The sequence below is a fragment of the Neorhizobium sp. 2083 genome (assembly GCF_031455615.1).
Classification (GTDB): Bacteria; Pseudomonadota; Alphaproteobacteria; order Rhizobiales; family Rhizobiaceae; genus Neorhizobium.
This window is the reverse complement of the sequence record NZ_JAVDTC010000003.1, coordinates 526,212-552,407: the sequence shown is the minus strand read 5'-3', so window position 1 is coordinate 552,407 and position 26,196 is coordinate 526,212. Positions and strand designations below refer to the sequence as shown.

22 protein-coding genes are annotated in these 26,196 nt (G+C 62.2%); 11 read left to right on the top strand and 11 right to left on the bottom strand.

Going from position 1 to position 26,196, the window contains the following annotated elements; translation table 11 throughout:
- Positions 1–93 precede the first annotated feature (93 nt).
- A complete protein-coding gene (locus tag J2X76_RS15350) occupies positions 94–924 on the bottom strand; it encodes a GntR family transcriptional regulator (protein WP_310217650.1) in 831 nt (276 codons plus the stop codon).
- A 145-nt stretch (positions 925–1,069) separates the two neighbouring features.
- Between J2X76_RS15350 and J2X76_RS15345 the strand changes: the two genes are divergently transcribed.
- The 10 genes from J2X76_RS15345 (at position 1,070) to acnA (ending at position 14,068) form a co-directional block, all read left to right on the top strand.
- Entirely contained in the window at positions 1,070–2,230 is a 1,161-nt protein-coding gene (locus tag J2X76_RS15345) for a C45 family peptidase (protein ID WP_310217648.1), read from the top strand.
- A 36-nt stretch (positions 2,231–2,266) separates the two neighbouring features.
- Entirely contained in the window at positions 2,267–3,835 is a 1,569-nt protein-coding gene (locus tag J2X76_RS15340; RefSeq protein ID WP_310217646.1) for an ABC transporter substrate-binding protein, read from the top strand.
- Positions 3,836–3,838: 3 nt separating this feature from the next.
- On the top strand, positions 3,839–4,792 hold the full coding sequence (locus J2X76_RS15335) for an ABC transporter permease (protein WP_113127675.1): 954 nt from the start codon (positions 3,839–3,841) through the stop codon (positions 4,790–4,792).
- Positions 4,789–5,604 (top strand): ABC transporter permease, encoded by an 816-nt coding sequence (locus J2X76_RS15330; protein ID WP_310217644.1) that lies wholly within the window; start codon positions 4,789–4,791, stop codon positions 5,602–5,604. The genes J2X76_RS15335 and J2X76_RS15330 overlap by 4 nt, the downstream gene beginning before the upstream one ends.
- Positions 5,604–7,211 (top strand): ABC transporter ATP-binding protein, encoded by a 1,608-nt coding sequence (locus J2X76_RS15325; RefSeq protein ID WP_310217642.1) that lies wholly within the window; start codon positions 5,604–5,606, stop codon positions 7,209–7,211. The genes J2X76_RS15330 and J2X76_RS15325 overlap by 1 nt, the downstream gene beginning before the upstream one ends.
- A 69-nt stretch (positions 7,212–7,280) precedes the next feature.
- Entirely contained in the window at positions 7,281–8,486 is a 1,206-nt protein-coding gene (gene rocD, locus J2X76_RS15320) for an ornithine--oxo-acid transaminase (RefSeq protein ID WP_310218062.1), read from the top strand.
- 17 nt (positions 8,487–8,503) lie between these two features.
- Positions 8,504–9,943, top strand: coding sequence for a M20 family metallopeptidase (locus tag J2X76_RS15315; RefSeq protein WP_310217640.1), 1,440 nt, complete (start codon positions 8,504–8,506; stop codon positions 9,941–9,943).
- Positions 9,940–10,071, top strand: a complete 132-nt coding sequence (locus J2X76_RS15310; RefSeq protein WP_310217638.1) for a hypothetical protein — start codon at positions 9,940–9,942, stop codon at positions 10,069–10,071. Before J2X76_RS15315 ends, J2X76_RS15310 begins: the two co-directional genes overlap by 4 nt.
- A 21-nt stretch (positions 10,072–10,092) precedes the next feature.
- Entirely contained in the window at positions 10,093–11,412 is a 1,320-nt protein-coding gene (locus J2X76_RS15305; RefSeq protein WP_310217636.1) for an aminotransferase class III-fold pyridoxal phosphate-dependent enzyme, read from the top strand.
- Positions 11,413–11,440: 28 nt separating this feature from the next.
- Positions 11,441–14,068 carry an aconitate hydratase AcnA gene (acnA, locus tag J2X76_RS15300; protein ID WP_310217635.1) on the top strand — a complete coding sequence of 876 codons (2,628 nt, stop codon included), beginning with the start codon at positions 11,441–11,443 and terminating at the stop codon, positions 14,066–14,068.
- A 34-nt stretch (positions 14,069–14,102) separates the two neighbouring features.
- Here acnA and J2X76_RS15295 read toward each other — a convergent pair whose 3' ends face one another.
- The 7 genes from J2X76_RS15295 to J2X76_RS15265 all read right to left on the bottom strand — a co-directional run bounded on the left by J2X76_RS15295 (position 14,103) and on the right by J2X76_RS15265 (position 20,778).
- On the bottom strand, positions 14,103–15,098 hold the full coding sequence (locus tag J2X76_RS15295; RefSeq protein WP_310217632.1) for a Gfo/Idh/MocA family oxidoreductase: 996 nt from the start codon (positions 15,096–15,098) through the stop codon (positions 14,103–14,105).
- Positions 15,095–15,976, bottom strand: coding sequence for a sugar phosphate isomerase/epimerase family protein (locus J2X76_RS15290; protein WP_310217630.1), 882 nt, complete (start codon positions 15,974–15,976; stop codon positions 15,095–15,097). Before J2X76_RS15290 ends, J2X76_RS15295 begins: the two co-directional genes overlap by 4 nt.
- 94 nt (positions 15,977–16,070) lie before the next feature.
- Positions 16,071–16,904: a carbohydrate ABC transporter permease gene (locus J2X76_RS15285; protein WP_310217628.1), complete on the bottom strand. Its 834-nt coding sequence runs from the start codon at positions 16,902–16,904 to the stop codon at positions 16,071–16,073.
- Positions 16,901–17,824: a sugar ABC transporter permease gene (locus J2X76_RS15280; RefSeq protein ID WP_310217625.1), complete on the bottom strand. Its 924-nt coding sequence runs from the start codon at positions 17,822–17,824 to the stop codon at positions 16,901–16,903. Before J2X76_RS15280 ends, J2X76_RS15285 begins: the two co-directional genes overlap by 4 nt.
- Before the next feature lie 73 nt (positions 17,825–17,897).
- Positions 17,898–19,097: a sugar ABC transporter substrate-binding protein gene (locus J2X76_RS15275; RefSeq protein ID WP_310217622.1), complete on the bottom strand. Its 1,200-nt coding sequence runs from the start codon at positions 19,095–19,097 to the stop codon at positions 17,898–17,900.
- Positions 19,098–19,120: 23 nt separating this feature from the next.
- The gene (locus J2X76_RS15270) at positions 19,121–20,104 is read right to left on the bottom strand and encodes an alpha/beta hydrolase (RefSeq protein ID WP_310217618.1); all 984 of its coding nucleotides are present in this window, start codon (positions 20,102–20,104) and stop codon (positions 19,121–19,123) included.
- Complete coding sequence (locus J2X76_RS15265) at positions 20,101–20,778, bottom strand: GntR family transcriptional regulator (protein WP_310217615.1); 678 nt, start codon at positions 20,776–20,778, stop codon at positions 20,101–20,103. Before J2X76_RS15265 ends, J2X76_RS15270 begins: the two co-directional genes overlap by 4 nt.
- A gap of 101 nt (positions 20,779–20,879) precedes the next feature.
- Here J2X76_RS15265 and J2X76_RS15260 point away from each other — a divergent pair, with 101 nt between their 5' ends.
- Complete coding sequence (locus J2X76_RS15260) at positions 20,880–21,962, top strand: sn-glycerol-3-phosphate ABC transporter ATP-binding protein UgpC (protein ID WP_310217613.1); 1,083 nt, start codon at positions 20,880–20,882, stop codon at positions 21,960–21,962.
- 245 nt (positions 21,963–22,207) lie between these two features.
- Here the strand turns inward: J2X76_RS15260 and J2X76_RS15255 are convergent, their stop codons facing one another.
- From J2X76_RS15255 to J2X76_RS15245, 3 genes are all read right to left on the bottom strand, one after another.
- Positions 22,208–23,380 (bottom strand): L-talarate/galactarate dehydratase, encoded by a 1,173-nt coding sequence (locus J2X76_RS15255; protein WP_405030040.1) that lies wholly within the window; start codon positions 23,378–23,380, stop codon positions 22,208–22,210.
- A 114-nt stretch (positions 23,381–23,494) separates the two neighbouring features.
- Positions 23,495–24,661, bottom strand: coding sequence for a beta-propeller fold lactonase family protein (locus J2X76_RS15250; protein ID WP_310217610.1), 1,167 nt, complete (start codon positions 24,659–24,661; stop codon positions 23,495–23,497).
- A 7-nt stretch (positions 24,662–24,668) separates the two neighbouring features.
- Positions 24,669–26,168, bottom strand: a complete 1,500-nt coding sequence (locus J2X76_RS15245; protein ID WP_310217608.1) for a tripartite tricarboxylate transporter permease — start codon at positions 26,166–26,168, stop codon at positions 24,669–24,671.
- Positions 26,169–26,196: the final 28 nt, after the last annotated feature.

Below are 26,196 nucleotides of genomic sequence, written 5' to 3'. Positions count from 1 at the left end.
TGCCACATGCGGCCGCGATGACGACTGGCTTGTTGACTGCGGCGACCTTGCGACGGGATGAAGCGTGAATTTTGTCGTACAAAATTCATTATTTCACTTGGATGTCCCTCGTGCGCCCATCAGGTGCCTACGCATCAGGGCTGCCGCGACTTCGTTTTCGCCACGCTCCAGCCGGTCAAGGATTTCCAGGTGCTCGCGACAGGTTACGGCCACGCGGGCGGCCCCATGTTGCCAATTATAGTTCGAGAGGCGCCGAAGCTGGTTCTGACGATGCATTGCCTCCTTGATGTATCGATTTCCGGAGGCCGCGCTGATACCGAGGTGAAACTCTGCATTCATCTCGAATAGCGTCACGCTCGACGTGTCGGTCCAGGGCGCCGTCATGATCGCCTCGTGCCTTGACCGCATCGACTCGATCCAGTCCACTGAGAGCGAAAACTCGGGGGAAAGGATCGCTGCGCACTCGATCAACTGTCGAAAATCATAACTTTCCTCACGGGCGCGGGCATCACGGACCGGATCGAAGAACTGCCAGCCATAACCCTGCCGGCGCTCGATGACGCCGAGGCCCTCGAGCTTGATCAGCGCCTGGCGCACCGGCGTTCGCTCGCGGCCGGTGAGCCGCATCAGCTCGAGCTCCGCGAATTGTTCGGGTAGTGCGCCTTCGCGGCGCAGCCTTGCGATTGCCACCAGCAGATCTTCGTCGCCAGACGGCGTCTCGAGTTTTTCAACACGCGGCGGGATGGAAGTCAGCATCATGCCCCGATTGGGCTCATGCTGCACGAAACCTTCTTCCGCCAGCATTTCCAGCGCGATGCGCACCGGCGTACGGGAAACACTAAGCCGGTCGGCGAGCTGGTTCTGACGCAGCCGCGCGCCAGGCTGAAGATGATCGTCATGGATGACATCGATGATGCGGCGCATCAGGTCCTGCTGAAGAGGCGTGCTCGCATCCGACATTTTCCGCTTGCCTTCCTGCCAATTTTGGTTTTTGTTTTATGAAATACTTTCTTGGCGAAGGCAATCCCGGTTTGCCTCCGCCCACATTTAGCATCTGGAACAAACCGTCATGACGTTACCCCTTCCCTGCCCGCTCATCGAAGTTTCTGGTACCCCGTTCGAACGGGGCCAACAATATGGCGAGCAGGCCGCGGAACGCATTCTCAAAGGCATCGAACACTACAAGCTGCAGCTGCATTCCTCCGGTCTCAAGGACAGCGACCTTGCCGCGATGATCGATCGTTTTGCCGGTGCGGTCGAGAGTTTCGGCAGCCAGTATATCGAGGAAATGCGCGGCATCGCCAAGGCCGTGAATACCGATCTCGCTGCGATCCTTCTGCTCAACGCGCGCACCGAAATTCTCAAGCTCGCACGCCGCAGGGAAAAGGGGCAGGCGGACTTCATCCAGTCGGACGGCTGCACAGGCGTCTTCGTCATGCCCCAGGCCAGCCGCGACAAGGTCTTCATCCACGCCCAGAACTGGGACTGGAAAGCGGAATGCGCCGAAACGGCGATCGTGCTGAAGATCAAGCGCGACGACGGGCCGGATATCATTACCTTCACGGAAGCGGGCGGGCTGGCGCGCACCGGCTTCAATGCCGCCGGCATCTCCATCAGCGGCAACTATCTGGAAACCGACCGGGATTACCGCGAACTCGGTGTGCCGCTTGCCATCATCCGCCGCAAGGTCCTGGAACAGGACCATCTGGCGATGTCGATGCAAGCCGTTTACGGCACCCGCAAATCGGCCTCGAACAATATGATGATCGGCCATGCGCACGGCATCGCGATCGATTTCGAATGCGCGCCGGACGAGACTTTCCTCGTTCATCCGCAAAACGGCGTGCTCGTGCATGCCAACCATTTCCAGAGCCCCGTGGCGCTGTCGAAACTGCTCGACAAGGGCGTCGTCAACATGCCGGATTCGCTCTATCGCGACTTGCGTGTCCGCGAGCTGATCGAGCCGCATATCGCCAAGGTCACGGTCGACACGGTCAAGACCGCACTGTCCGACACGTTCGAAAGCCCGTGGTCGGTCTGCCGTCCCCCCAGGAAGTCGCTTTCCAACAACCAGTCCGCGACCGTTGCGATGATCGTCATGGTGCCGGCCGAGGGCCGCCTGGAGGTGGCGCTGCTGCCGGCGCTTGGCGCGCATTTCTGGAATTACACCCTCGACATGAACATCCGGCCCGTCGAAGAGCCGCTCAAGGCACAGACGAACGCGGCTTAACTAAGACCAATAAGGGAACGAAGACGGGAGCCTTCCATGAAATATCATAACCTCTTGAAGACCGCGGCGGTGATGGCTCTCATGGCTGCCACCGCGGGCACGGCCATTGCACAGGACAAGACGATGCGGGTGCGCATCAATGCCGACGTCCGCTCGACCGATCCGGGCGTCAACCGCGACGCCAACAGCGACGCCATCGTGCTGCACATGGTCGAGGGCCTCGTCGGATACCGGGACGACGCCTCGGTCGCACCGTTGCTGGCAAAATCGGTCGACGTTTCCGCCGATGGCAAGACTTATACGTTCAAGCTGCGCGAAGGGCTGAAATTCAGCAATGGCGAGCCGCTCACTTCCGCCGACGTGCTGGCCTCCTGGCAACGTTACGTGGATCCGAAGACCGCTTGGCGTTGCCTCAAGGACGTCACGGGGTCGAGCGTTGCGAACGTCACCAATGTAACGGCGCCCGATGCCTCGACCGTCGTCTTCACGCTGGAAAAGCCGACGGCCCTGTTCCTCGCCACCCTCGCCCGCACCGACTGCGGCGGTACCGGCATCTATCAGAAGAGCTCACTCGATGCGCAGGGCAAGTGGGTGAAGCCGGTTGGCACCGGCCCGTTCATGCTGCAGGAATGGCGCAGCGGACAATATGTCCAGCTTGCCGCCAACCCCAACTATGTCTCGCCCGGCGGCGAGCGTACCGGTTACGTCGGTGACAAGACGCCGAAGGTCAGCGCCGTGCGCTTCATGGTCATTCCGGATGACGCGGCGGCCAAGGCTGCTCTTTATTCCGGAGACATCGACGTCATCAGCGACGTCAACAATGCCGATGTCGAGGAATTTTCCGCCAGCGACAAGCTGAAGGTGGACAAGGTCGCCAGCATGGGCCTGACGGCGCTCCTCTTCCAGACACGCGATCCGCTGCTGAAGGATGTGCGGATCCGCAAGGCTCTCTTGCTCTCGCTGGATATCCCGCAGATGACCGAAGCGCTGACCAACGGCCAGTCGCCGGCCAACCTTTCGGTCATTCCTGTGCCAAGCCCCTATTCCGGCAAACTGCAGAAGGCAGTCCCGGCCCGCAATATCGAGGAGGCCAAGAAACTTCTGGCGGAAGCCGGATACAAGGGCCAGCCGATCAAGTGGCTGGCAACGAAATTCTACCCGTCGCTGTTCGATGCCGCCGTTCTCGTACAGGCCATGGCACAGGAAGCCGGCATCAATATCGAGATCGAAACGCTCGACTGGGCGACCCTGCTCGACCGCTACACGGCCGGCAACTATTCGGCCATGTCGTTCACCTATTCGGCGCGCCTCGACCCCTCGCTCTCCTTCGACATGGTGAGCGGCAACAAGGACAAGAGCCCGAACAAGGTCTGGGACAATCCGGAAGGGTTGAAGCTGATCAACGAAAGCACCACGACTGGCGACGACAAGCAGCGCCAGGCGCTGTTCGACAAGCTGGAAGGCATGATCCGCACGGACGTGCCGCTGATCCCGCTTTATTCCGGTACCCGCATCGGCGCGGTACGCGCCAATGTGGAAGGTTACAAGACCTGGCCGGTCGGTTATCCGCGCATGTGGGGCGTTTCCTTCGCACAGGGAAAGTAGCTCATGCATGCCCTTTCGAAATATGTCGCGAAGCGTCTGTTATGGACGCTTCCGACGCTCCTGATCGTGGCCGTGATGGTGTTCTTCCTGGTGCGGATGATCCCCGGCGATCCCGCCCAGCTGATCCTCGGCGATAGCGCCAGCCCCGAAGAACTGGCGAATCTGCGCGCCAATCTCGGCCTCGACAAGCCGGTGCCGCTGCAGTTCCTCTATTGGCTCGGCAATGTGCTCCGGGGCGATTTCGGTCATTCGATCTCCAACGGCGCATCGGTCCTCCTGCTGATGCTCGACCGGTTCCAGGTCAGCGCCACGATCGTGCTGGTCGCCGTGGCGCTTGCGACGCTGATCGCGGTTCCGGCCGGCCTGATCGCGGCATGGCGGCAGAACGACCATGTGGACGTCGCCATCGTGGCGGCATCGACGCTGCTGATGTCGGTTCCGAGCTTCTGGCTCGGCCTCGTGCTGCTGCTGGTCTTCGGCCTCAAGCTCGGATGGCTGCCGGTCGTCGGTTATGTGCCGTTCACCGAAAAGCCGTGGACCGCCATTACCTATGTGATCCTGCCGGTGGTGACGCTGATGCTGATCGAAGTCGGCGTGCTGACCCGCATGATGCGTGCCAGCGCCATCGAAATCCTGCGGCTGGAATATGTCATGCATGCACGCGCCAAGGGGCTTTCGGAACGCAAGGTCCTGCTTCGCCATGTGCTGCCGAATGCCTTCGCTCCGACCTGGACGATGATCGGGCTGGTGCTCGGCGGGCTGCTCGGCGGCATTGCGGTGCTGGAAACCGTCTTCACCTTGCCCGGCCTGGGGCGTCTTCTCGTCGATGCGATCTTCGCTCGCGACTATCCGGTGGTACAGGGATGTCTTCTGTTCACGGCCTTGATCTACGTGATCGTCAATCTGATCGTCGATCTCTGCTATCCGCTGTTCGATCCGCGGGTCACCGCTTCATGATCAGGCAGCCGGCAAACCTCATCATCGGCTCTCTCCTGCTGGTCTTCATCGGCGGAATGGCGCTGCTTGCGCTGTTCTGGACGCCGTACGATCCAGCGGCGATCAAGCTCGTCGCCAAGTTGAAACCGCCATCGGCGCAATTCTGGCTTGGTACCGACGAATTCGGCCGCGATGTCGTCTCGCGCCTGATGACAGGCGCCGTGCAGAGCATGACCGTCGCCATCCTGACCGTCGCCTTCGCGGTCACCGCCGGCACGATCACCGGCCTGATCGCCGGTTATACAAGAGGGCTGGCAGACCGCATCCTGATGGTCTTCAGCGACGCGCTGCTCGCCTTTCCCGGCACCTTGCTGGCGCTCGGCCTGATGGTGATTTCCGGTCCGAACAAATACGGCATCATCCTCGCTCTCGGCATCGCCTATGCGCCATCGGTGCTGCGCATCGTCCGCGCAAGCGTGCTGTCGGCGAGAGAGCGTGAATATGTCGAGGCCTCGCGCGTCATCGGCAATTCCGAGCTGACCACGATGTTCCGCCATATCCTGCCGAACTGCCTGGCGCCGATCGTCGTGCTCGCCACGTCGATGTTCGGCTGGGTCGTGCTGGCGGAAAGCGGCCTGAGCTTCCTCGGGCTCGGTGTTCCGCCACCGGCGCCCACCTGGGGCAACATGCTGTCGGCGGCGCGTACCTATATCGAGAAGGCCCCGTGGCTTGGGCTTGCCCCCGGCATCTGCATCTCGCTGACGCTGCTCGGCATCAATCTGCTGGGCGATGCCTTGCGCGACCGCTTCGATCCGAGAATGGAGCAACGGTGATGATCCCCGAAACTTCCCGTCCGCTGCTGAGCGTCCGCAATCTCCGCGTCGCGACATCCAATGGCCATCCGGTCCTGCACGACGTCTCTTTTGACGTCGAGGCCGGCGGTATCGTCGCGCTGGTCGGCGAAAGCGGCAGCGGCAAGACGGTCGCGGCGCGTGCCGCCATGCGCCTTCTCCCGAAGGCGATCAGCCCTGTGGGCGGTGAGATCCTGTTTGAAGGCCGCGACGTCCTGAAGATGTCGGATCTCGAGGTGCGCCAGGTTCGTGGCGCGAAGATCGGCATGGTCTTTCAGGAACCGATGGTATCGCTCAACCCGGCGATGACGATCGGCGCGCAGCTTGTCGAAGGGCTGCGGCTGCATGAGAAGCTCGGTACCGAGGCTGCCCTTGCGCGGGCAACCGAAATGCTGGAACGCGTGAAGATCCCCAACGCCGAGGCCTGCCTCGCCGCCTTCCCCCATCAATTCTCCGGCGGCATGCGTCAGCGCATCATGCTCGCTTCCGTCATGCTTCTGCGCCCGAAGCTGCTGATCGCCGACGAGCCGACCACCGCACTCGATACGCTGACCCAGCGCGAGGTTCTGGAGGTGATGGTGGACCTTACCCGCACCTTCGGCACCGCCGTGCTGCTGATCACCCACAATCTCGGCCTGGTCGCGCAATACGCCAAGAAGGTCATCGTTCTCGAACGCGGCAGGCTGATCGAGACGGGACCGGTGGAAGACGTGCTTCACCATCCGAAGGAACAATATACCCGTACCCTGATCGACGCGCTGCCGAAACGCGATCATGGCCGCAAGCCGGTTGCCGAGGCCGCGCCGCTGATCGAGGCCCGCAATGTCGAGGTGACGTTCTCCGGCGCCGGCAACATGTTCAGCACCGCGGAAAAGAAACTCGCCGTGCGTGGCGTGTCGCTCGGTGTGCGCCCTGGTGAAGTCGTTGCCGTGGTCGGCGGCTCCGGCTCCGGCAAGACGACCCTTGGCCGGGCGATGCTCGGCCTGCTGCCGCTTTCAGGCGGCGACGTGTTGTTTCGGGAGCGCTCCATGGCGGCAGCCGATCGCCCTGCCGCGCGCGACTACCGCCTGCAATGCCAGCTCGTCTTCCAGGACCCCTATTCCTCCCTCGATCCGCGCCAGAAGATTGCCGAAATCGTCGGCGAACCGCTGGCCCACGGTGCGAAACTCAGCCGAGCGGAAAAGGCCGAGCGGGTGAGCGCCATGCTTGCCGAAGTGGGCCTTGCCGGGCTTGGCGACCGTTTCCCGCATGCGCTCTCCGGCGGCCAGAGACAGCGCGTCGCAATTGCCCGGGCGGTGATCCGCAATCCCGCCTTCGTCGTTGCCGACGAGCCCGTTTCGGCGCTCGACATGACGATCCAGAAGCAGGTTCTCGATCTTTTCCGCAAACTGCAGGAAAACCATGGCTTCGCCTGCCTGTTCATCTCTCACGATCTGGGCGCCGTCTCCCGTGTCGCCGACCGGATCGTCGTCATGCAGCAGGGTCTGATCGTCGAGGAAGGCAGTACTGCCGAGGTTCTGGACCATCCGCGCCACGACTATACGCAGGCACTCCTCGCGGCCACGCCGACCTTGGGCATCGCTGCGTAACAAGAGCAGGCAAATCGCCAGGTAGAGCCTCCCCGGCCCCAGGAGAAATCCACAATGGAGAAATCCACAATGTTGACGGAAGACTTCATCGCTATTGAGGGCCGGCTCGGCGCCAACAACTACAAGCCGCTCGACGTCGTCCTCGCGCGCGGCGCCGGCGTCCATGTCTGGGATACCGATGGGAACCGCTATCTCGACTGCCTGTCCGCCTATTCGGCCGTGAACCAGGGCCATTGCCATCCCAGGATCCTCGCCGCCATGGTCGAGCAGGCGGGCAAGTTGACGCTGACGTCGCGCGCCTTCCGCAACGACCAGCTCGCGCTGTTCTACGAGGAGCTTGCCGCACTGACCCGGTCGCACCGTATCCTTCCCATGAACAGTGGCGCCGAGGCGGTCGAAACGGCCATCAAATCCGTGCGGAAGTGGGGTTACGAGGTTAAGGGCGTCCCGGAGGACAGGGCGGAAATCATCGTCTGCGCCAACAATTTCCACGGCCGGACACTCGGCATCATCAGCTTCAGCACCGACGAGACGGCACGAAAGAGCTTCGGCCCCTTCCTGCACGGTTTCCGGGTCATCCCGTTCGGCGATATCGAGGCGTTCGAACAGGCGATCACCGACCACACCGTCGCGTTCCTGGTGGAGCCGATCCAGGGGGAGGCCGGCGTGCTGATCCCGCCTGCCGGTTATTTCACAAGGGTTCGCGAGGTCTGCACGGCCAACAATGTCATGCTGATTCTCGACGAGATCCAGACCGGCCTCGGGCGCACCGGCAAGCTCCTCGCGGAGGAACACGAAGCGATCGAGGCGGATGTGACGCTTGTCGGCAAGGCATTGTCGGGCGGCTTCTATCCGGTCTCCGCCGTGCTTTCCAACAATGAGGTGCTCGGTACGCTGAAACCGGGGCAGCACGGCTCGACCTTCGGCGGCAACCCGCTGGCCTGCGCGGTCGCGCGGGCGGCGCTGAAGGTGCTTACCGAGGAAGGCATGATCGAGAACGCCGCGGTGCAGGGTGAATATTTCCTGCAAGGGCTCAAGGACATCCGCAGCAACATCGTCCGCGACGTGCGCGGGCGCGGCCTGATGCTCGCCATCGAGCTGCACCCGGAGGCCGGTGGTGCGCGCCGTTATTGCGAGGCGCTCCGCCAGTCGGGCATCCTTGCCAAGGAGACGCATGATCACACCATCCGTCTTGCGCCGCCCCTGGTGATCGAACGGGACCAGATCGACTGGGCTCTGGAGCGGCTGGCGCCTGTCCTGAGCGACATGCACTGATCAAGAAGGAAGACGCGATGCAGAATTCCGAATCCATCTGGACAACCGTCGACGAAAAAAGCCCGGCTTTTTTCGAGCTCAGCGACCGCGTCTGGGATATGCCGGAGATCAATTATGAAGAGTTCCGCTCCTCAGCCGAACATCTGCGACTTCTGGAGGCAGAGGGTTTCAGGATCGAGCGCAATGTCGCCGGCATTCCGACCGCCGTCATGGGAGAGGCCGGCGAAGGCGGGCCGGTGATTGCCATCCTCGGCGAATACGACGCGCTGCCCGGCCTCAGCCAGGAGGCCGGCGTCGCCGAGCAGCGGCCGGTCGTTTTCGGCGGCCACGGCCACGGTTGCGGCCACAATCTGTTGGGCGCCGGCTCGATGCTCGCCGCGGCCGCGGTGAAGGACTATCTCGCCGAAACCGGCCTGAAGGGGCGTATCCGCTATTACGGCTGCCCCGCCGAAGAAGGCGGGTCTTCGAAGGGCTTCATGGTGCGTGCCGGCGTCTTCGATGATGTCGATATCGCCATCTCCTGGCACCCCGCCGCCTTCAGCGGCGTCAACAACCCGATCTCGCTAGCCTGCAGCGAGATGAACTTCCACTTCTCAGGCCGCGCCTCGCATGCCGCGGCAACGCCGCATCTCGGGCGCAGCGCCCTCGATGCCGTCGAGCTGATGAATGTCGGCGTTAATTTTTTGCGCGAGCATATGCCGACAACCGCCCGTATCCACTACGCAATCACAGACACCGGTGGATCGGCGCCCAACGTGGTGCAGGCCAATGCGACGGTGCGCTATCTCGTGCGGGCCAGAACGCTTCCCGAGCTCCTTTCGCTTGTCGCCCGCGTCAAGCGCGTGGCGGAGGGGGCGGCCTGGATGACTGAAACGACCATGCGGCAGGAAATCATCTCCGGCGACGCCAACCTGATGGGCAACGAGCCGCTGGAGCAGTGCATGCATGCGCAGCTCGAACGCCTCGGCCCTCCTGTCTTCGACGAAGCCGACAGGGCGACGGCACGGAAATTCCAGGCGACCTTCACGCCGGAGGAAATCGCCTCGTCCTATGCCCGCTTCAACCTCAAACCGAAAAAGGACGAGCCGCTCTGCGATTTGATCGTGCCGCTTTACGCAGGCGACGGATCGATGGTCGGCTCGACCGATGTGGGAAGCGTCAGCTGGGTGGTGCCGACGGTACAGATGCGCGGGGCGACCTACGCGATCGGCACGCCCGGCCATTCCTGGCAGCTCGTCGCGCAGGGCAAGCTGCCGGCCGCCCACAAGGGCATGGCGCATGCCGCGAAAATCATGGCGAGCACGGCCATCGATCTCATCCGCGATCCGGCCCTCGTCGAGGCAGCCAAGGCGGACCATAGGGGCCGTCTCGACGGCAATCCCTTCGTCAACCCCATTCCGGACGACGTCATGCCGCCGATACAGCCGGCCCCGACCACGCTGGACGCTGCGGAATGACGCAGAAGCTCGCCGATCCCTACTGCGCGGTAGCCGAATGCCGGGGATGCCTGTTCCTCGACACGGCGAACACGCGGGCCGTCGGCGCCGCCATCGCAGACCTCCTCAAGAAGACCGGTCTCCTCTGACCGAGCAACGAAAGCCTCCTTATGCAACAGCTCAACGCCAATTCGCTCGAAGCCTTCTGGATGCCGTTCACGGCCAATCGGGATTTCAAGAAGAAACCGCAGATCATCACCGGCGCTTCGGGCATGTATTACCACATGAGCGACGGCCACCAGCTGCTCGACGGAATAGCCGGCCTTTGGTGCGTGAATGCCGGGCACGGGCATCCGAAGATCGTCGAGGCGATCCAGAAACAGGCGGCGCAGCTCGATTTCGCATCCTCGTTCGGGCTCGGCCATCCGCTCGCCTTCGAATATGCCAACCGGTTGACCTCCGTTGTGCCCGAGGGCCTCGACCACGTCTTTTTCACCAATTCGGGTTCGGAAGCGACCGATACCGCGCTCAAGCTTGCGCTTGCCTACCACCATGCCCGCGGCGAGGGGCAGAGGCAGCGGATCATCGGCCGCCAGCGCGGGTATCACGGCGTCGGCTTCGGCGGGCTTTCTGCCGCCGGCATGGGACCGCACAAGAAACAGTTCGGCATGCTTCTGCCGGGTGCGGCCCACATGCCGCATACCCACGACCCTGCCCGCAACGCCTTCAGCCGCGGCCAGCCGAACCACGGCGCTGATATCGCCAACGCGCTCGAACAGATGTTGCAGACCTACGACCCGTCGACGGTCGCGGCGGTCATCGTCGAACCGGTCGCAGGCTCGACCGGGGTGCTGATCCCGCCTGTCGGTTATCTCGAGCGGCTGAGGGAAATCTGCACGCGCCACGGCATCCTGCTGATCTTCGACGAGGTGGTCACCGGTTTCGGCCGTCTCGGGCGACCGTTCGCGGCGGACCGTTTCGGGGTCACCCCCGACCTCATCGCGATCGCCAAGGGCATGACGAACGGCGCCGTTCCCATGGGCGGCGTGATCAGCTCGAACAACGTCTACCAAGTGCTGATGGAAATCGCGCCGCAGGGGGCGGTGGAATTTTCCCACGGCTATACCTATTCCGGCCATCCGCTGGCGTCGGCGGCGGCGCTTGCGGCACTGGACGTCTACATCGATGAAGGCGTATTCGAGCATGCGGCGGCAGTCGAACCGGTCTGGCAGGAACAGGCCCATGCCCTCAAGGGCCTTTCCGGCGTGGCGGATATCCGCAATCTCGGCCTGCTTGCCGGGATAGAACTTGGCGACGACGTAGCGAGCGGCAAAGCGATGGCCAAGAAAGTCTACGATTACTGCTTCGAGCGCGGCGTGCTGATACGCCCGGTGGCGAATACGCTCGTCCTCTCCCCTCCGCTGGTCATTTCGGGGACGGAAATCGACACTCTGTTCTCGACGATCGCCGCCGGATTGAAGATGCTGTAGTCGGACAACGGAAGGCAGTGCCAAGCACATGCGCACGACGATCGAAATCGATGGCGTAAGTTATGACCTGATCGACCTTCCCGCCGCGGCCGGCGGCGATCTTGTGCGCATGCCGTATATCCACCGGATTCTACTGGAAAACCTCCTGAGAACGGCCGGTGACGATGCATCGCGGGCCGGAGCCGCGATGATCGAATGGCTGGAGACGGGCCGGAGCGACGTCGAAATTCCGTTCCTGCCGAACCGCATCCTGATGCACGATACGACCTGCGGCCCGGCCCTGGTCGACATTGCCGGCATGCGCTCCGCGTTGGCGGAGGCCGGTGGCGATCCGGCACGGCTCAATCCCGTCGTACCCGTCGACGTCTCCACGGACCACTCCGTGGCTGTCGACGCTTTTGGAACTCCGGCCGCCGTCGAGCACAACATGCGGCGGGAATACGAGCGCAATGCCGAGCGTTACAGCTTCATGAAATGGGCGACGAATACGCTCTCTGGCTTTCGGGTCCATCCGCCGGGCACCGGTATCATGCATACGCTCAATCTCGAACGCCTGGCGACGATCGCGACGCCGCACCGGCGGGACGGCCGGCTTTGGGCGATACCGGACACACTGATCGGAACCGACAGCCACACGCCGATGATAAACGGGATCGGCGTGCTGGCCTGGGGAGTGGGCGGCCTGGAAGCCGAGAGCGTCTTTTTCGGCATGCCGGTGACGCTGCGCATCCCCGATGTTGTCGGCGTCCGACTGACGGGGAGGCTGAAGGAAGGCGTTCTCGCCACCGATCTCGCACTCGTGGTGACGCATCTCCTGCGCCGGATCGACCTGCAGGACAAGTTCGTCGAATTCTACGGACCCGGCGTCTCGACCCTGACGGCCGGCGACCGGGCCGTCGTGGCCAATATGGCGCCGGAATTCGGCGCCAATAGTGGCTATTTCCCGATCGATTGCAGGTCAGTCGACTACCTGTTGAAAACCGGCCGGAGCGAAGCCCACGTCCGGTTCGTCGAATCTTATGCGAAACGGGCGGGCATCTGGTTCGATCCCGATATCGATCCTTGCTACACCTCGATAGTCAATCTCGACCTCGGCAGCGTCGAGCCGAGCCTTGCAGGCCCACGCCGCCCCCAGGACAGGATCGCGGTCGGCGAGACGCGTACGGCCGTTCGGGAAATGAAGACATCCTCGGAGAGTTTCGCGGTCGAGGGCGCGCCCAATGACGGCGCCGTGGCGATCGCCGCGATCACCAGCTGCACGAACACTTCAGACCCGCGGCTTCTCGTGGCCGCCGGTCTCCTGGCCCGAAAGGCGCGCACCTACGGCCTGCGCCCGCCGCATTGGGTGAAAACCTCGCTTGCCCCCGGTTCCCCGACCGCCGAGCGTTATCTCGAGCGCGCGGGCCTGCTCGCGGACCTGCAGGCCACCGGTTTCGGCATCGTCGGATATGGCTGCACGACCTGCATCGGCAATTCCGGACCTCTGACCGAGCCCATAGCCGAAGCGATGGCCGAACGCGGCATAGTTCCGGTCGCCGTCCTGTCCGGGAACCGGAACTTTCCGGGCCGGGTACATCCGCAGTTGGAGGCGGCGTTCCTCGCCTCGCCGCCCATGGTCGTCGCTTTCGCGCTTGCCGGGACAGTCGAGCTCGACATTCTCCATGATCCTATCGGCATTTCCGCAGACGGAACCCCGGTGACGCTGTCCATGCTCTGGCCCGACGCGTCCGAGATCGACGCAACCCTTCTGGCTGCGTCCGACGTGAGTGACTTTTCGCCCGCCTATGATGCCGCAGAGGCGAGCGAGGCCTGGAAAGAGCTTCCCGCGCCGGCGACCACACTCTTTCCCTGGGATGAACACTCCAGCTACATCCGGCGTCCACCCTTCGCGAGCTTCGGCGAAGGAACCCGGCTCGGCACCTATGAGGCGCATCCGATCCTCGTTCTCGGCGACGACATCACCACCGACCACATCTCCCCCGCCGGTGCGATCCCGGCGAAGGGCGAGGCTGGACGGTACCTCGTCGAGCGCGGCGAGAACCCGAGCGACCTCAACGTCTTCTCATCCCGACGGGGAAACTGGGAAGTTATGGTACGCGGCCTCTTCACCAACAAGGCCGTGAGCAACCTTCTGGCAACAGGCATCGCGCCCGGCTCCACTGTCCATGCCGGATCGGGAAAAGTCCTGCCGCTCTGGGAGGCGGCTCAGCGTTACAAGGCCGAGGGAAAGTCCGTCGTGCTCGTGGCGGGGGAGCGCTACGGAATGGGTTCTTCCCGCGACTGGGCGGCAAAGGGCGTGGCTCTTCTCGGCGTTCGCGCAGTGCTCGCGTCAAGCTTCGAGCGCATCCACCGCTGGAACCTGATTGGGATGGGCATCCTCCCGTTGCGCCTTCCGCCGGACGTGACGCCGCAGATGCTCGGACTCCGTTCGGGCGATGTCCTCACCATCCACGCCGATCTCGACATCATGTCACCGCGCTGCGATGTGCCGGTAACCCTCGAACGCACCGACGGTTCGCCCCTCATATTCAAGGCTTCTGCCGCGATCGAAACGAATGCCGAGGTCGAGATTCTCCGCGCCGGCGGCATCCTCCCTCTCATCCTCAGGCGATGTCTCGCCGAAAGGCCGTCGCCTCGGCGGGCCGACGAGCTTTGAATGAGGCCCGTTTTCGCCGGAAGCCCAAGACGCATCAGAGCGCAAGTTCGCGCCGGAGCGCTTCCAGACGTTCCATGGCGACGACGCCATCCGCGATCGTCGGCGCAGGGGTTGCAGCCCCGCCGAGTGCGGGAACCACATCCGCCAGCAGCGAATGGTACCCTTTAGGATCCTCGTTGGCGGCGGCGGTGAAATTCGGTTTCCAGGTCAGCGTGTCCGAACTCTCGTTCAGCGTCGCGCCGAGATCGTCGATCTTGAAGGGCGGGTTGCGATGCCAGCGGATCTCGATCACGTCGTCCACTTCGATGCGCTGATGGTCGCCCATCAGTTCGATCCGCTCGACGGGGGTTCCCCGGGACTGGACCGTACCCATGGCGATATTGCCGATCGCTCCGCATTCGAATTCGAATGCCACATGGAAAAGCAGCCGCCCCGGCGTCTTTTCGACCTTGCGGGCGGAGATCGAACGAACCGGCGAGACCAGGAAGGAGACGAGATCCATGTAGTGGACGCAGTGATGCAGAAAGAAACCGGTGTAATCGACATTGCCGGCGAAATAGCCGGGGGCCGTCATGTAGTAGCCGGTCAGGCCGAGCACGTCCCCGAAACGGCCGGATTTGACGATATTCGCCGCCATGCGGTTGCCGATCGAATAACGCTTCATGAACCCGACGAGCAACGGCTTCTTCGCCTTCTCGGAAGCAGCCAGAAGCTCGCGCGCGCCGGCCGCGGAACCCGAGGGCGGCTTTTCCATGAAGACCGGCAGGCCTCGTTCGAGCGCAGCCTTGCCGAAGGCGAGGTGCTGATCCGGGCCGACCGCCATGCCGACCGCATCGAGCCCAGGGGTGGAAAGCAGGGTCTGCGCGTCCGTCGTCAGATTGGTCACCCCGAATTGCCGGCCGGCATCCTTCAGGCGCTTGCCGTCGATATCGCACATCGCCACCAGCTCGATGTCATGGCGCACGAGCTGGGGAAGCAGCATCTGGGTTGCGTGGATTCCGCAACCGATCCAACCGATTTTCAAAGTCATCGACGATATTCCGTAAGCAGGAGGTGGGATTTCATGAATGCGCTGGCCGCTGCGAGACGATTGCTTTCGTCCTCGTGCGGCGGACGCCATTGGGCAAACGGCACGCCGAAACGGTCGTCGTTGCGCCGGAACGGCTCGAGCGATACCGGCCCCCTGTAGCCGACCGCGTGAAGCGCGCGGCAGACTTCGACCCAGTCGGTCATTCCCGTGCCGGGAAAGCCGCGATGGTTCTCATTGGCCTGGAAATGCACGAGACGGTCACCGGCAAGCAGGATCGCCTCGGCAATCGAGCTTTCTTCCATGTGCATATGGAACGTATCGAGCATCAGCTTCACGGCCGGGTTATCCACCGCGTCCAACAGTTCCATCGCCTGCTGCGTCGTGCAGAGCACATCGCTTTCGAAGCGGTTCAGCGGTTCGACTGCCAGCAATACGCCTGCCTTGCCCGCATAGTCGCCGGCTTCCTTCAAGCCCCTCACGCAGCGCTCCTTGCGGGCCAGTCGCTCGGTCTCCTCCACCGGCTGCGGCGGGCGGCCGGCGAAAACCAGCGGATTGCCGGTCAGCGGACCGCCGACGATCTTCGCACCCAGACCGGCCGCGCAATCGACCGTGTATTTCAGGTATTCGATCCCGGCGCGATGCGCCTCGGCATCTGCCGATGCGAGATTGCGCTGCAGATTGACGCGCGCGGCGAGCACCACGCCAAGCCCCGCATCGTCGAGCGCCTTCTTGGTTTCCCTGATGTCGAGCTCGCCGACTTCCGGAACAAGAAGCTCCACGAAATCAAAACCGTGCTCGCGCATCTTCTCAAACAGCGGGAAATGCTCGGCCGTGAAAGGCCTTGCATATTGCATCGAAATCAACCCGATGGGGTTCATTGTCATTTCCTTTTTATCGCATTCAAAAGTTCGATTTTCAGCACCGCCAACCTGCGCAATCGTTTCACCGGCGATGCCCAACAATTCTTTGCGGTCATCCTTTCACCGCGCCCTGCGTCAGCCCGCCGATGAGGCGGCGCTGAACGAGAAGGAACAGGATGGTTGCGGGCATGGCGCCGACAACGGCCCCGGCCGCCAGCAGGCCCCATTCGATCTGGTATTCGCCGATCAGCGTCTGGATCGCGACCGTGACCGGCCGCACGTTTCGCCCGCCGAGCGTCAGCGCGTAGAGATATTCGTTCCAGGCGGTGATGAAGATGTAGATGCCGGTGGAGATGATGCCCGGCATGGTCAGCGGCAGGACGATCTTGCGTAGCGCGGTCAGCCGCGAGCACCCGTCCGTCATCGCCGCTTCGTCGAGGCTTTTCGGGATCGCGCCGATGTAGCTCGTCAGCATCCACACCGCGAAGGGGATCGCCACCGTCGCGTTGGCGAGGATGAGGCCGAAATGGGTGTCGAGGATGTTGAAGCGGCGCATCAGCACGAAGAGCGGCAGGATGAGCAGCACGATCGGAAACATGTTGATCAGCAGGAACTGCAGCATCAGCAGCTTGCGGCCCGCAAAGCGGAACCTCGAAAAGGCATAGGCTGCCGTGACCGAAACGATCAGGCCGACGACGACGGTACCGCCCGCGATGATCAGGCTGTCGAGCATGTTCTTGAGGAAGGACGTCTGCTCGATCAGCCGCACATAGTTGTCGAGGCTCCAGCCACGGGGTGAAAGCGATACTCCAGTAGCGGAAAGCGCGGCGGTCGGCGTCAGCGACGTCAGGATCATCCACGCGAACGGCGCCATGGCGAAAAGGACGATCATGAGGACCGGCAGGTCGGTGGTGAGTATCCGGCGAAACGTGCCCTGCTGTCTCATCGCTCCACCTCGCGCATGGTGCGGGCGAGATAGAGAGCCACGAACGCACCCAGAAGAATGGTGAAGGTCACGGCGATCGACGTGCCGTATCCGAAATCCAGATTCTGGCGAGCCTTGACGAAGGCATAGAGCGGCAGCGTATGCGTCGCATAACCCGGACCGCCGCCGGTCATGACGAAAATGACGTCCATGGAATTGGCAACCCAGATCACCCTGAGCAGCCCGGCCGTCGCCAGCACCGGCGCGATTCCCGGCAGCGTAATATGGACGAACTGCCGCCAGGTCGATGCGCCGTCGATCGAGGCCGCCTCATACTGGCTGCGCGGAATGCCCTGCAGGCCGGCAAGGATCATCACCGCGAAGAAGGGAAAACCCTGCCAGGTCAGCGTCGCGATGATCGCGTAGATCGCGACATTCGGGTCGGCCAGCCACGGCACAGCAGACTTGACGATCGAAAGATAGATGAGGATGTCGTTCAGCACGCCGGTATTCGGATCGTAGATCCAGCGCCACATCAACGCGATCACGACACTCGGCAATGCCCACGGAATGATGATCAGGGCGCGAGCAAGGCCGCGCCAGGGAAATTCGCGGTTGAGAAGCAGGGCTGCGACCAACCCCAACCCCATCTGCAGCGGCACGGTCAGGCCGATCCAGATGATCGTGTTCCAGAGCGCGGTCCAGAAAACCGGGTCGTTGAACAGCTTCACATAGTTTCCGAAACCGACGAACCTGCTGGCATTCGGCCGGAACAGGATGAGATCGTAGAAGCTGGTATAGACCGCCTGCAGCATCGGCATGAAGACGATGACGACGGTGACCACGACGGCGGGAGCAAGCAGCAGGTAGGGCAGCAGCCACTCGGAACGCCAGATCGATGTGGCGCGGCGTTGCACGGGAGAAGAGATCGATGGGGACATGCTTATCCTGCCTGTGGGAAGCAAGGCGGAGAAGGAAGGTCCCGACACATAGCGTGCCGGGACCGGAGCGGCTTTACTGAGCAAACAGCGTCTGCAGCTGTTCCATCATCTTCTTCGCCGTGATCTGGCCCGTCAGCGCCTGCTGCATGTTCGTCTGCCAGGCCGTGTTGACGAATTCCGAGACCGCCGAAGTCTGCGGCAGCACCTTGGCGAACGGCAGGGACTGAACAGTTGCCTCGACGAAACGGCGCTCATGCAGCTTCCAGTCGGCGGAGCCGCTCTTCGTGACCGTCAGCTGACCCGTCGCGCTGTTGAAAGCGACGTTGTTCTGGCCTTCGGCCAGGAAGGAAATCCACTTCCAGGCCGCATCCTTGACCTTGGACGAGGAGAAGATCGCCAGCGACTCGTCACCATAGGACGTCCACTGGCCATTGCCACATTTCGGAACCGGCACCGCTGAGACCTTGTCGCCAAGTGCGGCAACCAGATCCTTGGACGAACCGATATGGTGGATGGTCATCGCCGTCTTGCCGGACTTGAAGGCCGCGACGATTTCCTGGAAACCGTCGTTCGTCGCCGACGGCGGAATGACCTTGTCCTTCTGGAAGAGATCGATCAGCCACTGGTTGGCGGCAATAGCCTCCGGCTTGGTCAGACCGCCCGGCTTCAGTTCGGCGCCTTGAGAGAGAACGAAGGCACCCCACTGATCCCAGCCGCCCTTGCCGCCGCGCAGGCCGAAGCCATAGGTCTGGGGTGCATTGGTGAGCTTGATGGCGGCGTTGCGGAATTCCTCGCAGGTCTTCGGCGGCTGCAGGCCGGCTGCCTGGAAGAGATCGGTACGGTAATAGAGATAGAGGACGACGTACTGGATCGGCAGGTAATACTGCTTGCCGTCAGGCCCCTTGTTCAGCTCGAGCAGGTTGTCCAGCAGGTCGGCCTTGCCTTTCCAGCTGTCGATCTGCTTGCCGATCGGCTCCAGTGCGCCCATTTCGGCGAGCCTCGGCTGCGCGAAAAGCTTGACCATCGCCGCGTCGGGCGCATTGCCGCCGACCAGCGAGGTGTAGAGATTGTCGTAATAGCTGTTCCACGGCACGTTCTCGGCTTCGACCTTGATACCGGGATTGGCTGCCTCGAATTTCTTGACCAGGTCCGACATCGGGTTCGCCGGATTGTCGAAATGGTACCAGAAGCGGACGGTCTCCGCCTTTGCCTGGCTGAAAGCGGCCGAAGCCGCAAGAGCGGCGCCGAGCGCCATTGTCCTCAGAAATCTCATAGTCTCCTCCTCCTTTGTTTATGTCATGGACGTCGTGTCAGTCGCCTTGCTGCATTGCCGGCGGCCGCCAGAGCCTCCCTTGCGGCCGAAAGTTCGTTGGTGTTTTGCAGGAAACCGTGGATGACGCCCGGCACGATGTGCAGTTCGTCGTTACGGCCAAGAGACCTGAGGCGCTGGCTCAGGCTCAGGGTGTCGGAAAGCAGCGGATCCACGGCGGCCGCCATCAGGTAAAGCGGCGGCAGCGCGGAGAGAGCCGCATCGGAAGCCACGAGAGGGCAGGCAAGCGGGTCCTCCTCGACCACGCGCCCGCCGGCATAAAACGACCAGTACCGCTGCATCTTTCCGCGCGTCAATGCGGGGCCCTCGGAGAAGCGGACATAGGATGGCGTCGTGAAGCTGCGTGCGTAGCAGCCGTAGAAAAGCAGCGCCGCGTCCGGCCCCGCACGGCCTTCGGCCTGTTCGTGCAGCATCGCGGCAAGAGCAAGATTGGCACCTGCGGAGTCGCCCGAAATCAGCAATGGGCCGTGGCGAACCCCGGCAGCGGCCGTCACCTCAAAGAGGTTGCGCAGGGAGGCGACAACATCCTTCAGACCCGCCGGATAGGGATTTTCCGGGGCCAGCCGATAATCGGGCAAAACGACCGGCAGACCGCTTTCGAGTGCAAGAACCCGGGCGCACCGCTCGTGGGTTTCGGGCGAACAGAACGCAAAACCGCCGCCATGAACAAAGAGAATGGCGCCAGCCCCGGCCCCAGGGGGCACCAGCACTTTCAGGCGACAGCGTGCCGAACCAAGGCTCAGGTCCTCTGCAACCACGAGCTCCGTCACGCTCTCCATCCGCGGCAGGTTGACGTTGCAGCGGACATTGGCGGCAAGCGATTGTGCCCGGCCTTCCGCGGGCGGCAGCATTGTCGGATCCGGTAACGGCCCCAGTTCGGAGAGAACCCGCTCCATGAGCGCCACCATCTCGTCCGACAGGACATCCGACAATTCGACACCGTCGCTCACTGGATCACCTCCGGGAAGACTTCCGGGCCGAAGTCGACAATGGTCGCGATATGATGATGCATGGCGGCGGTGGCACGCCTTACGTCGCCGCCTTCGATCGCATCGATGATGCTGCGATGGCGCAGCGCCGTCGCCTCGAGATCACGCGCCATCGGGCTGCGGGAAATCTTGAAGCGGTGATTATGAACCAGGCAGCGATGCAGGATCGGGTCGAGCGCCGGCAGGTTGGCATCCTCGAAGATTCGGCGATGGAAATCGCGGTCGAACGAGGCAAGCTCCAGCTCATCGCCCGCCCCGGCCGCGACAAGCATCTTCTCAAGGAGATCATTGAGCTCCTTGACCAGCGTCCGGCTCGGCGCACGCATCACACGCGCCATGCCGCTGCCTTCGATCTGCTGGCGCAGCCGGAACATTTCGATCGCCTCGTCCTCGGTACATTCCGAAACCTGCGTGCCCCGATGCCCCTGACGACGGACAAGCCCTTCTTCCTGCAGCTGAAGCAGCGCCTCGCGCACCGTCCCCTGGCTGCACTGAAAATGCGCGGCCAGCTCCAGCTCGGGCAGCCCGGTCCCGGGCGCCAGCGTCCCGAGCATGATGTCGCGCTTCAACGCATTGAAGGCGACGCCTGCCTTGGGAGGTTTTGTCGATGTCGGTCGAGACGAAAAATACGCCATGTAAGTCGATCCAGCCGGTTGCGCATTTTCAAAGTTATCATTATTGATATTGATATCGATATTTGGCGTCAAGCACGAAAATCGTGTCGAGGAGGAAAGCCGTGGCCGGCATTGCATTGAAGAAAATCCAGAAATCCTATGGAGCTCTGCGGGTCATCCACGACATTGATATCGAGATCGAAAGCGGGGAATTCCTGGTCCTGGTCGGCCCTTCCGGCTGCGGAAAATCGACCCTGCTGCGCATGATTGCAGGGCTGGAGGAGATTTCAGGCGGCGAACTCGACATCGAAGGCCGGGTGGTCAATCTTCTGCCGCCTGCCGAGCGTAACATCGCCATGGTTTTTCAGGACTACGCACTCTACCCCCACATGAGCGTTCGGGAGAACATGTCCTTCGGCCTGAAGATGCGCGGCGGCGATCAGCGCGACATCGAAAACCGGGTAAACCAGGCTGCAGATATCCTGAAGATCCAGGATTACCTTGATCGCCGTCCTGCGCAACTTTCGGGCGGCCAGCGACAGCGCGTCGCGATGGGACGCGCGATCGTCCGAGAACCTTCCGCCTTTCTTTTCGACGAGCCGCTTTCCAATCTCGACGCCGCCCTGCGCGTCGAAATGCGCCTGGAAATCGCCAAGCTGCATCGCCGCATGAAAGCGACCACTGTCTACGTGACCCATGACCAGGTCGAGGCCATGACCCTTGCCGACCGGATCGTGGTGATGAACGGAGGCGTGGTGGAGCAGATTGGCAGGCCGCTGGAGCTCTATCATAAGCCAGCCAGCCTGTTTGTTGCCCGCTTCATCGGCAGCCCAACGATGAACACGGTGCCCGCCGAACTTTCGACGGAGGGCAAAACGATCCTTGCACTCGGCAGGACCATTGGGCTGGGAGGGGCGGAGGTCGCTCGCTCCGCGTCAAAGGATGTCGTGCTCGGCATCAGGCCCGAAGATCTCACTCAATGTCCGGCGGACGAAGCCTGGTTCAGCGGTGAGCTGATGGTTGCCGAACGATTGGGAAGTCAGACCTACGGCTATATGGAGGTCGGCCATTCGAAAATGCTCTCGGTCGAGTTTCCGCGAAACCGCGAAGTGAATGTCGGTGAAATACTCTACGTGCGCGGAGATCCTGCGAGAATTCACCTGTTCGATCCCTCAAGCGGAAAGCGGATGGGATCAGGCTGCTGATCGCAAGGACAAGCGGCGCACCACCATATTATCCATGATTATCCGTCACGCCGGCTTGCCCGCTGGCGAAGGGCTGGCCGCAGGGTTCTGCGGCCGTCGAAGGCTGGGGAAACGGACTCCGATCGCTCGTCTCCCTTGATAGACCCGCCATGAATTGGCGAAGCGGCGCAACCTTGACCGCTTCGGCGATCAGCGATCCGGACCCGCTGCCTTGTGCGTGAAGATCGGCATCACTCCAATCCTGTCTACGGCCTCTTACCGAACTCGGCCTCGACCCTTATCCATTTCCGCGCCTGCTCCGAGAGGGTGAAGCCAAGGCCTGGGCGCGTCGGGACGATCATGCGCCCGTCGCTGATCTCCAGGCGTTCGTTGAAGAGGGGATCGAGCCAGTCGAAATGCTCGACCCACGGATCGAGTTCGTAGGCGGCGGCGAGATGAAGATGGATCTCCATCGCGAAATGAGGCGCCAGCCTGAGCTTCTTGGCTTCGGCAAGCGAGCAGATCTTCAGGAACGGCGTAATGCCACCTACCCTCGGCGCATCGGGCTGAATGAAATCCACCGATTTGTTATCGATAAGGCTCACATGCTCCAGAACGCTGGTGAGCATTTCACCGGTCGCGATCGGGGTGTCCAGTTGAGCGGCAAGCGCCGCATGCCCCTCGGCGTCATAGGCATCGAGAGGCTCCTCGATCCATGTCAGATCGTATTGTTCCAACCGGCGCCCCATGCGCATGGCGGTCGGCCTGTCCCATTGCTGATTGGCATCGACCATCATCGCAACACGGCCGTCGATACGGCGATGCACCGCTTCGACGCGCTTGATGTCGGTCGCAGCGTCGGGATGCCCGACCTTGATCTTGATGCCGCCGATACCCGCTTCGATCGATTGCTCGACATTGTCGAGTATCTCGTCGATCGACGATGACAGGAAGCCTCCGGACGTATTGTAGCACTGGACCGCGTCTCGATGTGCGCCAAGCAATTTTGCAAGCGACAGGCCGGCACGTTTCGCCTTCAGATCCCAGAGAGCTATGTCAAAGGCCGCGATGGCCTGAACTGCAAGACCGCTGCGCCCGACCGACGCACCAGCCCAGCAAAGCTTCAACCAGATCTTGGCGATGTCGTTTGGATCCTCGCCAATCAATGTGGCCGCGATCTCCTTGGCATGCTCGAACTGCCCTGGTCCGCCTGCCCGCTTCGAATAGCTGAAACCCAAGCCGGAGTGACCGTCTCGTGTCTGGATCTCGACGAAGAGGAAGGCGACTTCCGTCAGCGGCTTCTGCCGGCCGGTGAGAACTTTCGCATCGCTGATGGGTGTTTTCAGGGGCAGATGGATAGCGGAGAGCTTGACCCAGGCAATGCCGTTGCCGGACATGGCGGTCGGTTCGGTACGCGTTGAAGAGGTGTCGTGGGGCATGGAATTCTTCATCCGATCAGGTCTGAGGTGCGAAACCCGTGAACAGGTTCCGCATTGATACGTTATCTGGCCGCGTCACTTCGATTGAACCGACGAAAACCGCGGCAGGGGCCTTTATGGAAGTGAAACGATCTCGATCCAGTTCGGCTTCTTGCCCACCGGATAGGACTTCAGTTTGGTCAGGTTTCCATCCTTGCCTATGGAGTAGAGCGTCATGGAGTTCGACGTCTCGCCTGCGGCGGCAAGGTACGAGCCGGACGGATCGACTTTGATGTCACGGGGCTGCGTCTCGGTCGGAACGCTTTCTCTCGCGGTCAGCTTGCCGGTACTGGTATCGACGCCGAAGATCTTGATCGTGCTCGAGGTCCGTTCAGTGGCATAGAGAAAGCGGCCGTCAGGCGTGATGTCCAGGTCCGCGGCCCAGATCTTGTCCTTGAAACCATCGGGCAAGGCGCTTTGCCTGTCGATATTTTTCCAGGCGCCGGTCACCGCATCGTAAGAGAAGGAGGACACCTGGCCGTCCAGTTCGTCCACGACGTAGACGAACTTGCCGTCCGGCGCGAACGTCAAGTGCCGCGGGCCCGATTTCGCGGGGAAGGCGATCGATGCCGGTTGATCGGCCGTCAGTTGCCCCGTCTCGCTGTCGAACTTGAAGGCAACGACCTGGTCTGATCCGAGGTTGGTCGCAAATACTCTGCGATTTTGGGGGTCGGGATGTATGGCGTGGGCGTTCTGGCCCGTCGGGATGACCTGCGATGGCGCGCCGACCGTTCCGTCCTTGGCGATTGGGTTGACGCTCACCTTGTGCCCCCCATAGGAGGCGCCGAACAGATATTTGCCGGAGTGATCCGTATCGATGCTGGCCATGCTATCGGCCAGTTCGCTTTTGCCGATCTGGGTGAGCTTCCCCGTTTGCGGGGCGATCGAGAAGGTCAGCACCATATAAGGCTGCGACCTGATCCCGGCATACAGGAAATGCTTGTCGGGGCTCACCGCCATGGGGACCGAACCGCCGGGCTTCTCTACGCCGGCGAACGGGACCGTCTCGATCAAGGACAGCGCGCCGTCCTCCTTGGCCATCCGAAATACGCTGATGTCGTTGCTGTCGGCATTCCCGACATAAACGAACTCGTCTGCCGCGGCAGAGCCAATCAGAACTCCCGACGCGAAGAGCGCCGCAAGTGAAATCTTTCCTATCCTGCGCATGCCTGCTCCTCCTCCTGTTCGATTTCGAACGTGATTGATTTGTAAGAACTGCCCTGTCTGAAATTTTCGCGTCACAGCGGCCCTACTCGACGAACGCTTCCTCTCGTGTCTTGCGAATCCGCGGTGAAAGCACCAGCGCCAGAAGGCCGACCGCGATGAGAAGCAAAACCAGACTCAATGGGCTCGTGACGAAGATTGAAGGATTTCCTTGCCCGATCAGCATGGCGCGGCGCAGATTTTCCTCGAGCATGGGCCCGAGAATGAACCCGAGAAGAAGGGGCGCGGGCTCGAAACGCATCTTGCTCAGCGCAAACCCGACGACGCTGAAGCCCGCCATGACCAGCACGTCGAAGATGTTGTTGTTGATGCTGTAGGCGCCGATGCAGCAGAACACGATGATGGCCGGAAACAGCATGCTGTAAGGCACCGTCAGCAGCCTGACCCACAGCCCGATCAGCGGCAGGTTCAGCACGACCAGCATCAGGTTGCCGATCCACATGGAGACGATCATTCCCCAAAACAGCGCCGGCTGCGAGGAGATCACGTTCGGTCCGGGCGTTATGCCCTGGATGATCATCGCGCCCACCATCAGGGCCATGACCGGATTGCCGGGAATGCCGAGCGTCAGCATCGGTATGAAGGATGTCTGCGCTCCGGCGTTGTTGGCGGATTCAGGTGCGGCGATCCCCTCGATGGCGCCTTTGCCGAACTCGGCGCGGTTGGAAGACACCCTCTTCTCCAGCGCGTAGGCAGCGAACGAGGACAACATCGCCCCTCCCCCCGGCAGAACGCCGAGAATGGAGCCCAGCGCGGTCCCCCTCAACACCGGCGCGACGATGCGCTTGAGGTCGTCCTTTGCCAACATCAGCCCGCTGACGCGTTTGACGCCGATCGTCCGCTCGCTTTCGCTCTCCAGGTTGCGAAGGATTTCGCAGATGCCGAAAATACCCATGCTGACCGCGACGAAATTCAGACCGTCGTACAATTCGGGGATGCCGAACGTGTATCGGGCTGCTCCCGTCTCGACATCCGTACCGACAAGGCCAAGTGCGAGACCGAACACAATCATCGCGAAGGCTTTCAGGAGCGACCCGCTGGCAAGTGCGACAGACGCGACGAGACCGAGTATCATCAGCGAGAAGTATTCCGCGGGGCCGAAGCTGAGCGCGATCTCGGCCAGCGGCGGCGCGGCCACCGCCAGAAGCAATGTCGAAACCGTGCCGGCGAAAAACGACCCGAGCGCCGCAGTCGCAAGTGCTGCGCCCGCCCGACCCTTCCTCGCCATCTGGTAGCCGTCGATCGCCGTTACGACGGACGAGCTTTCGCCCGGGAGATTGATGAGAATGGCTGTCGTCGAGCCGCCATACTGGGCGCCGTAGAAAATCCCGGCGAGCATGATCAACGCCGACACCGGCTGCAATTCGAAGGTCATCGGCAAAAGCATCGCGATCGTCGCCGTCGGACCGAGCCCGGGCAGAACCCCGATCGCGGTTCCCAGCAGGACGCCGACGAAACAATAGACAAGGTTCATCGGCAGAAAGGCGGTAGAGGCGCCCAGCCAGAGATCTGAAACAAATTCCATAGGCATTCCGATCTTTTTTCGGGTGTCT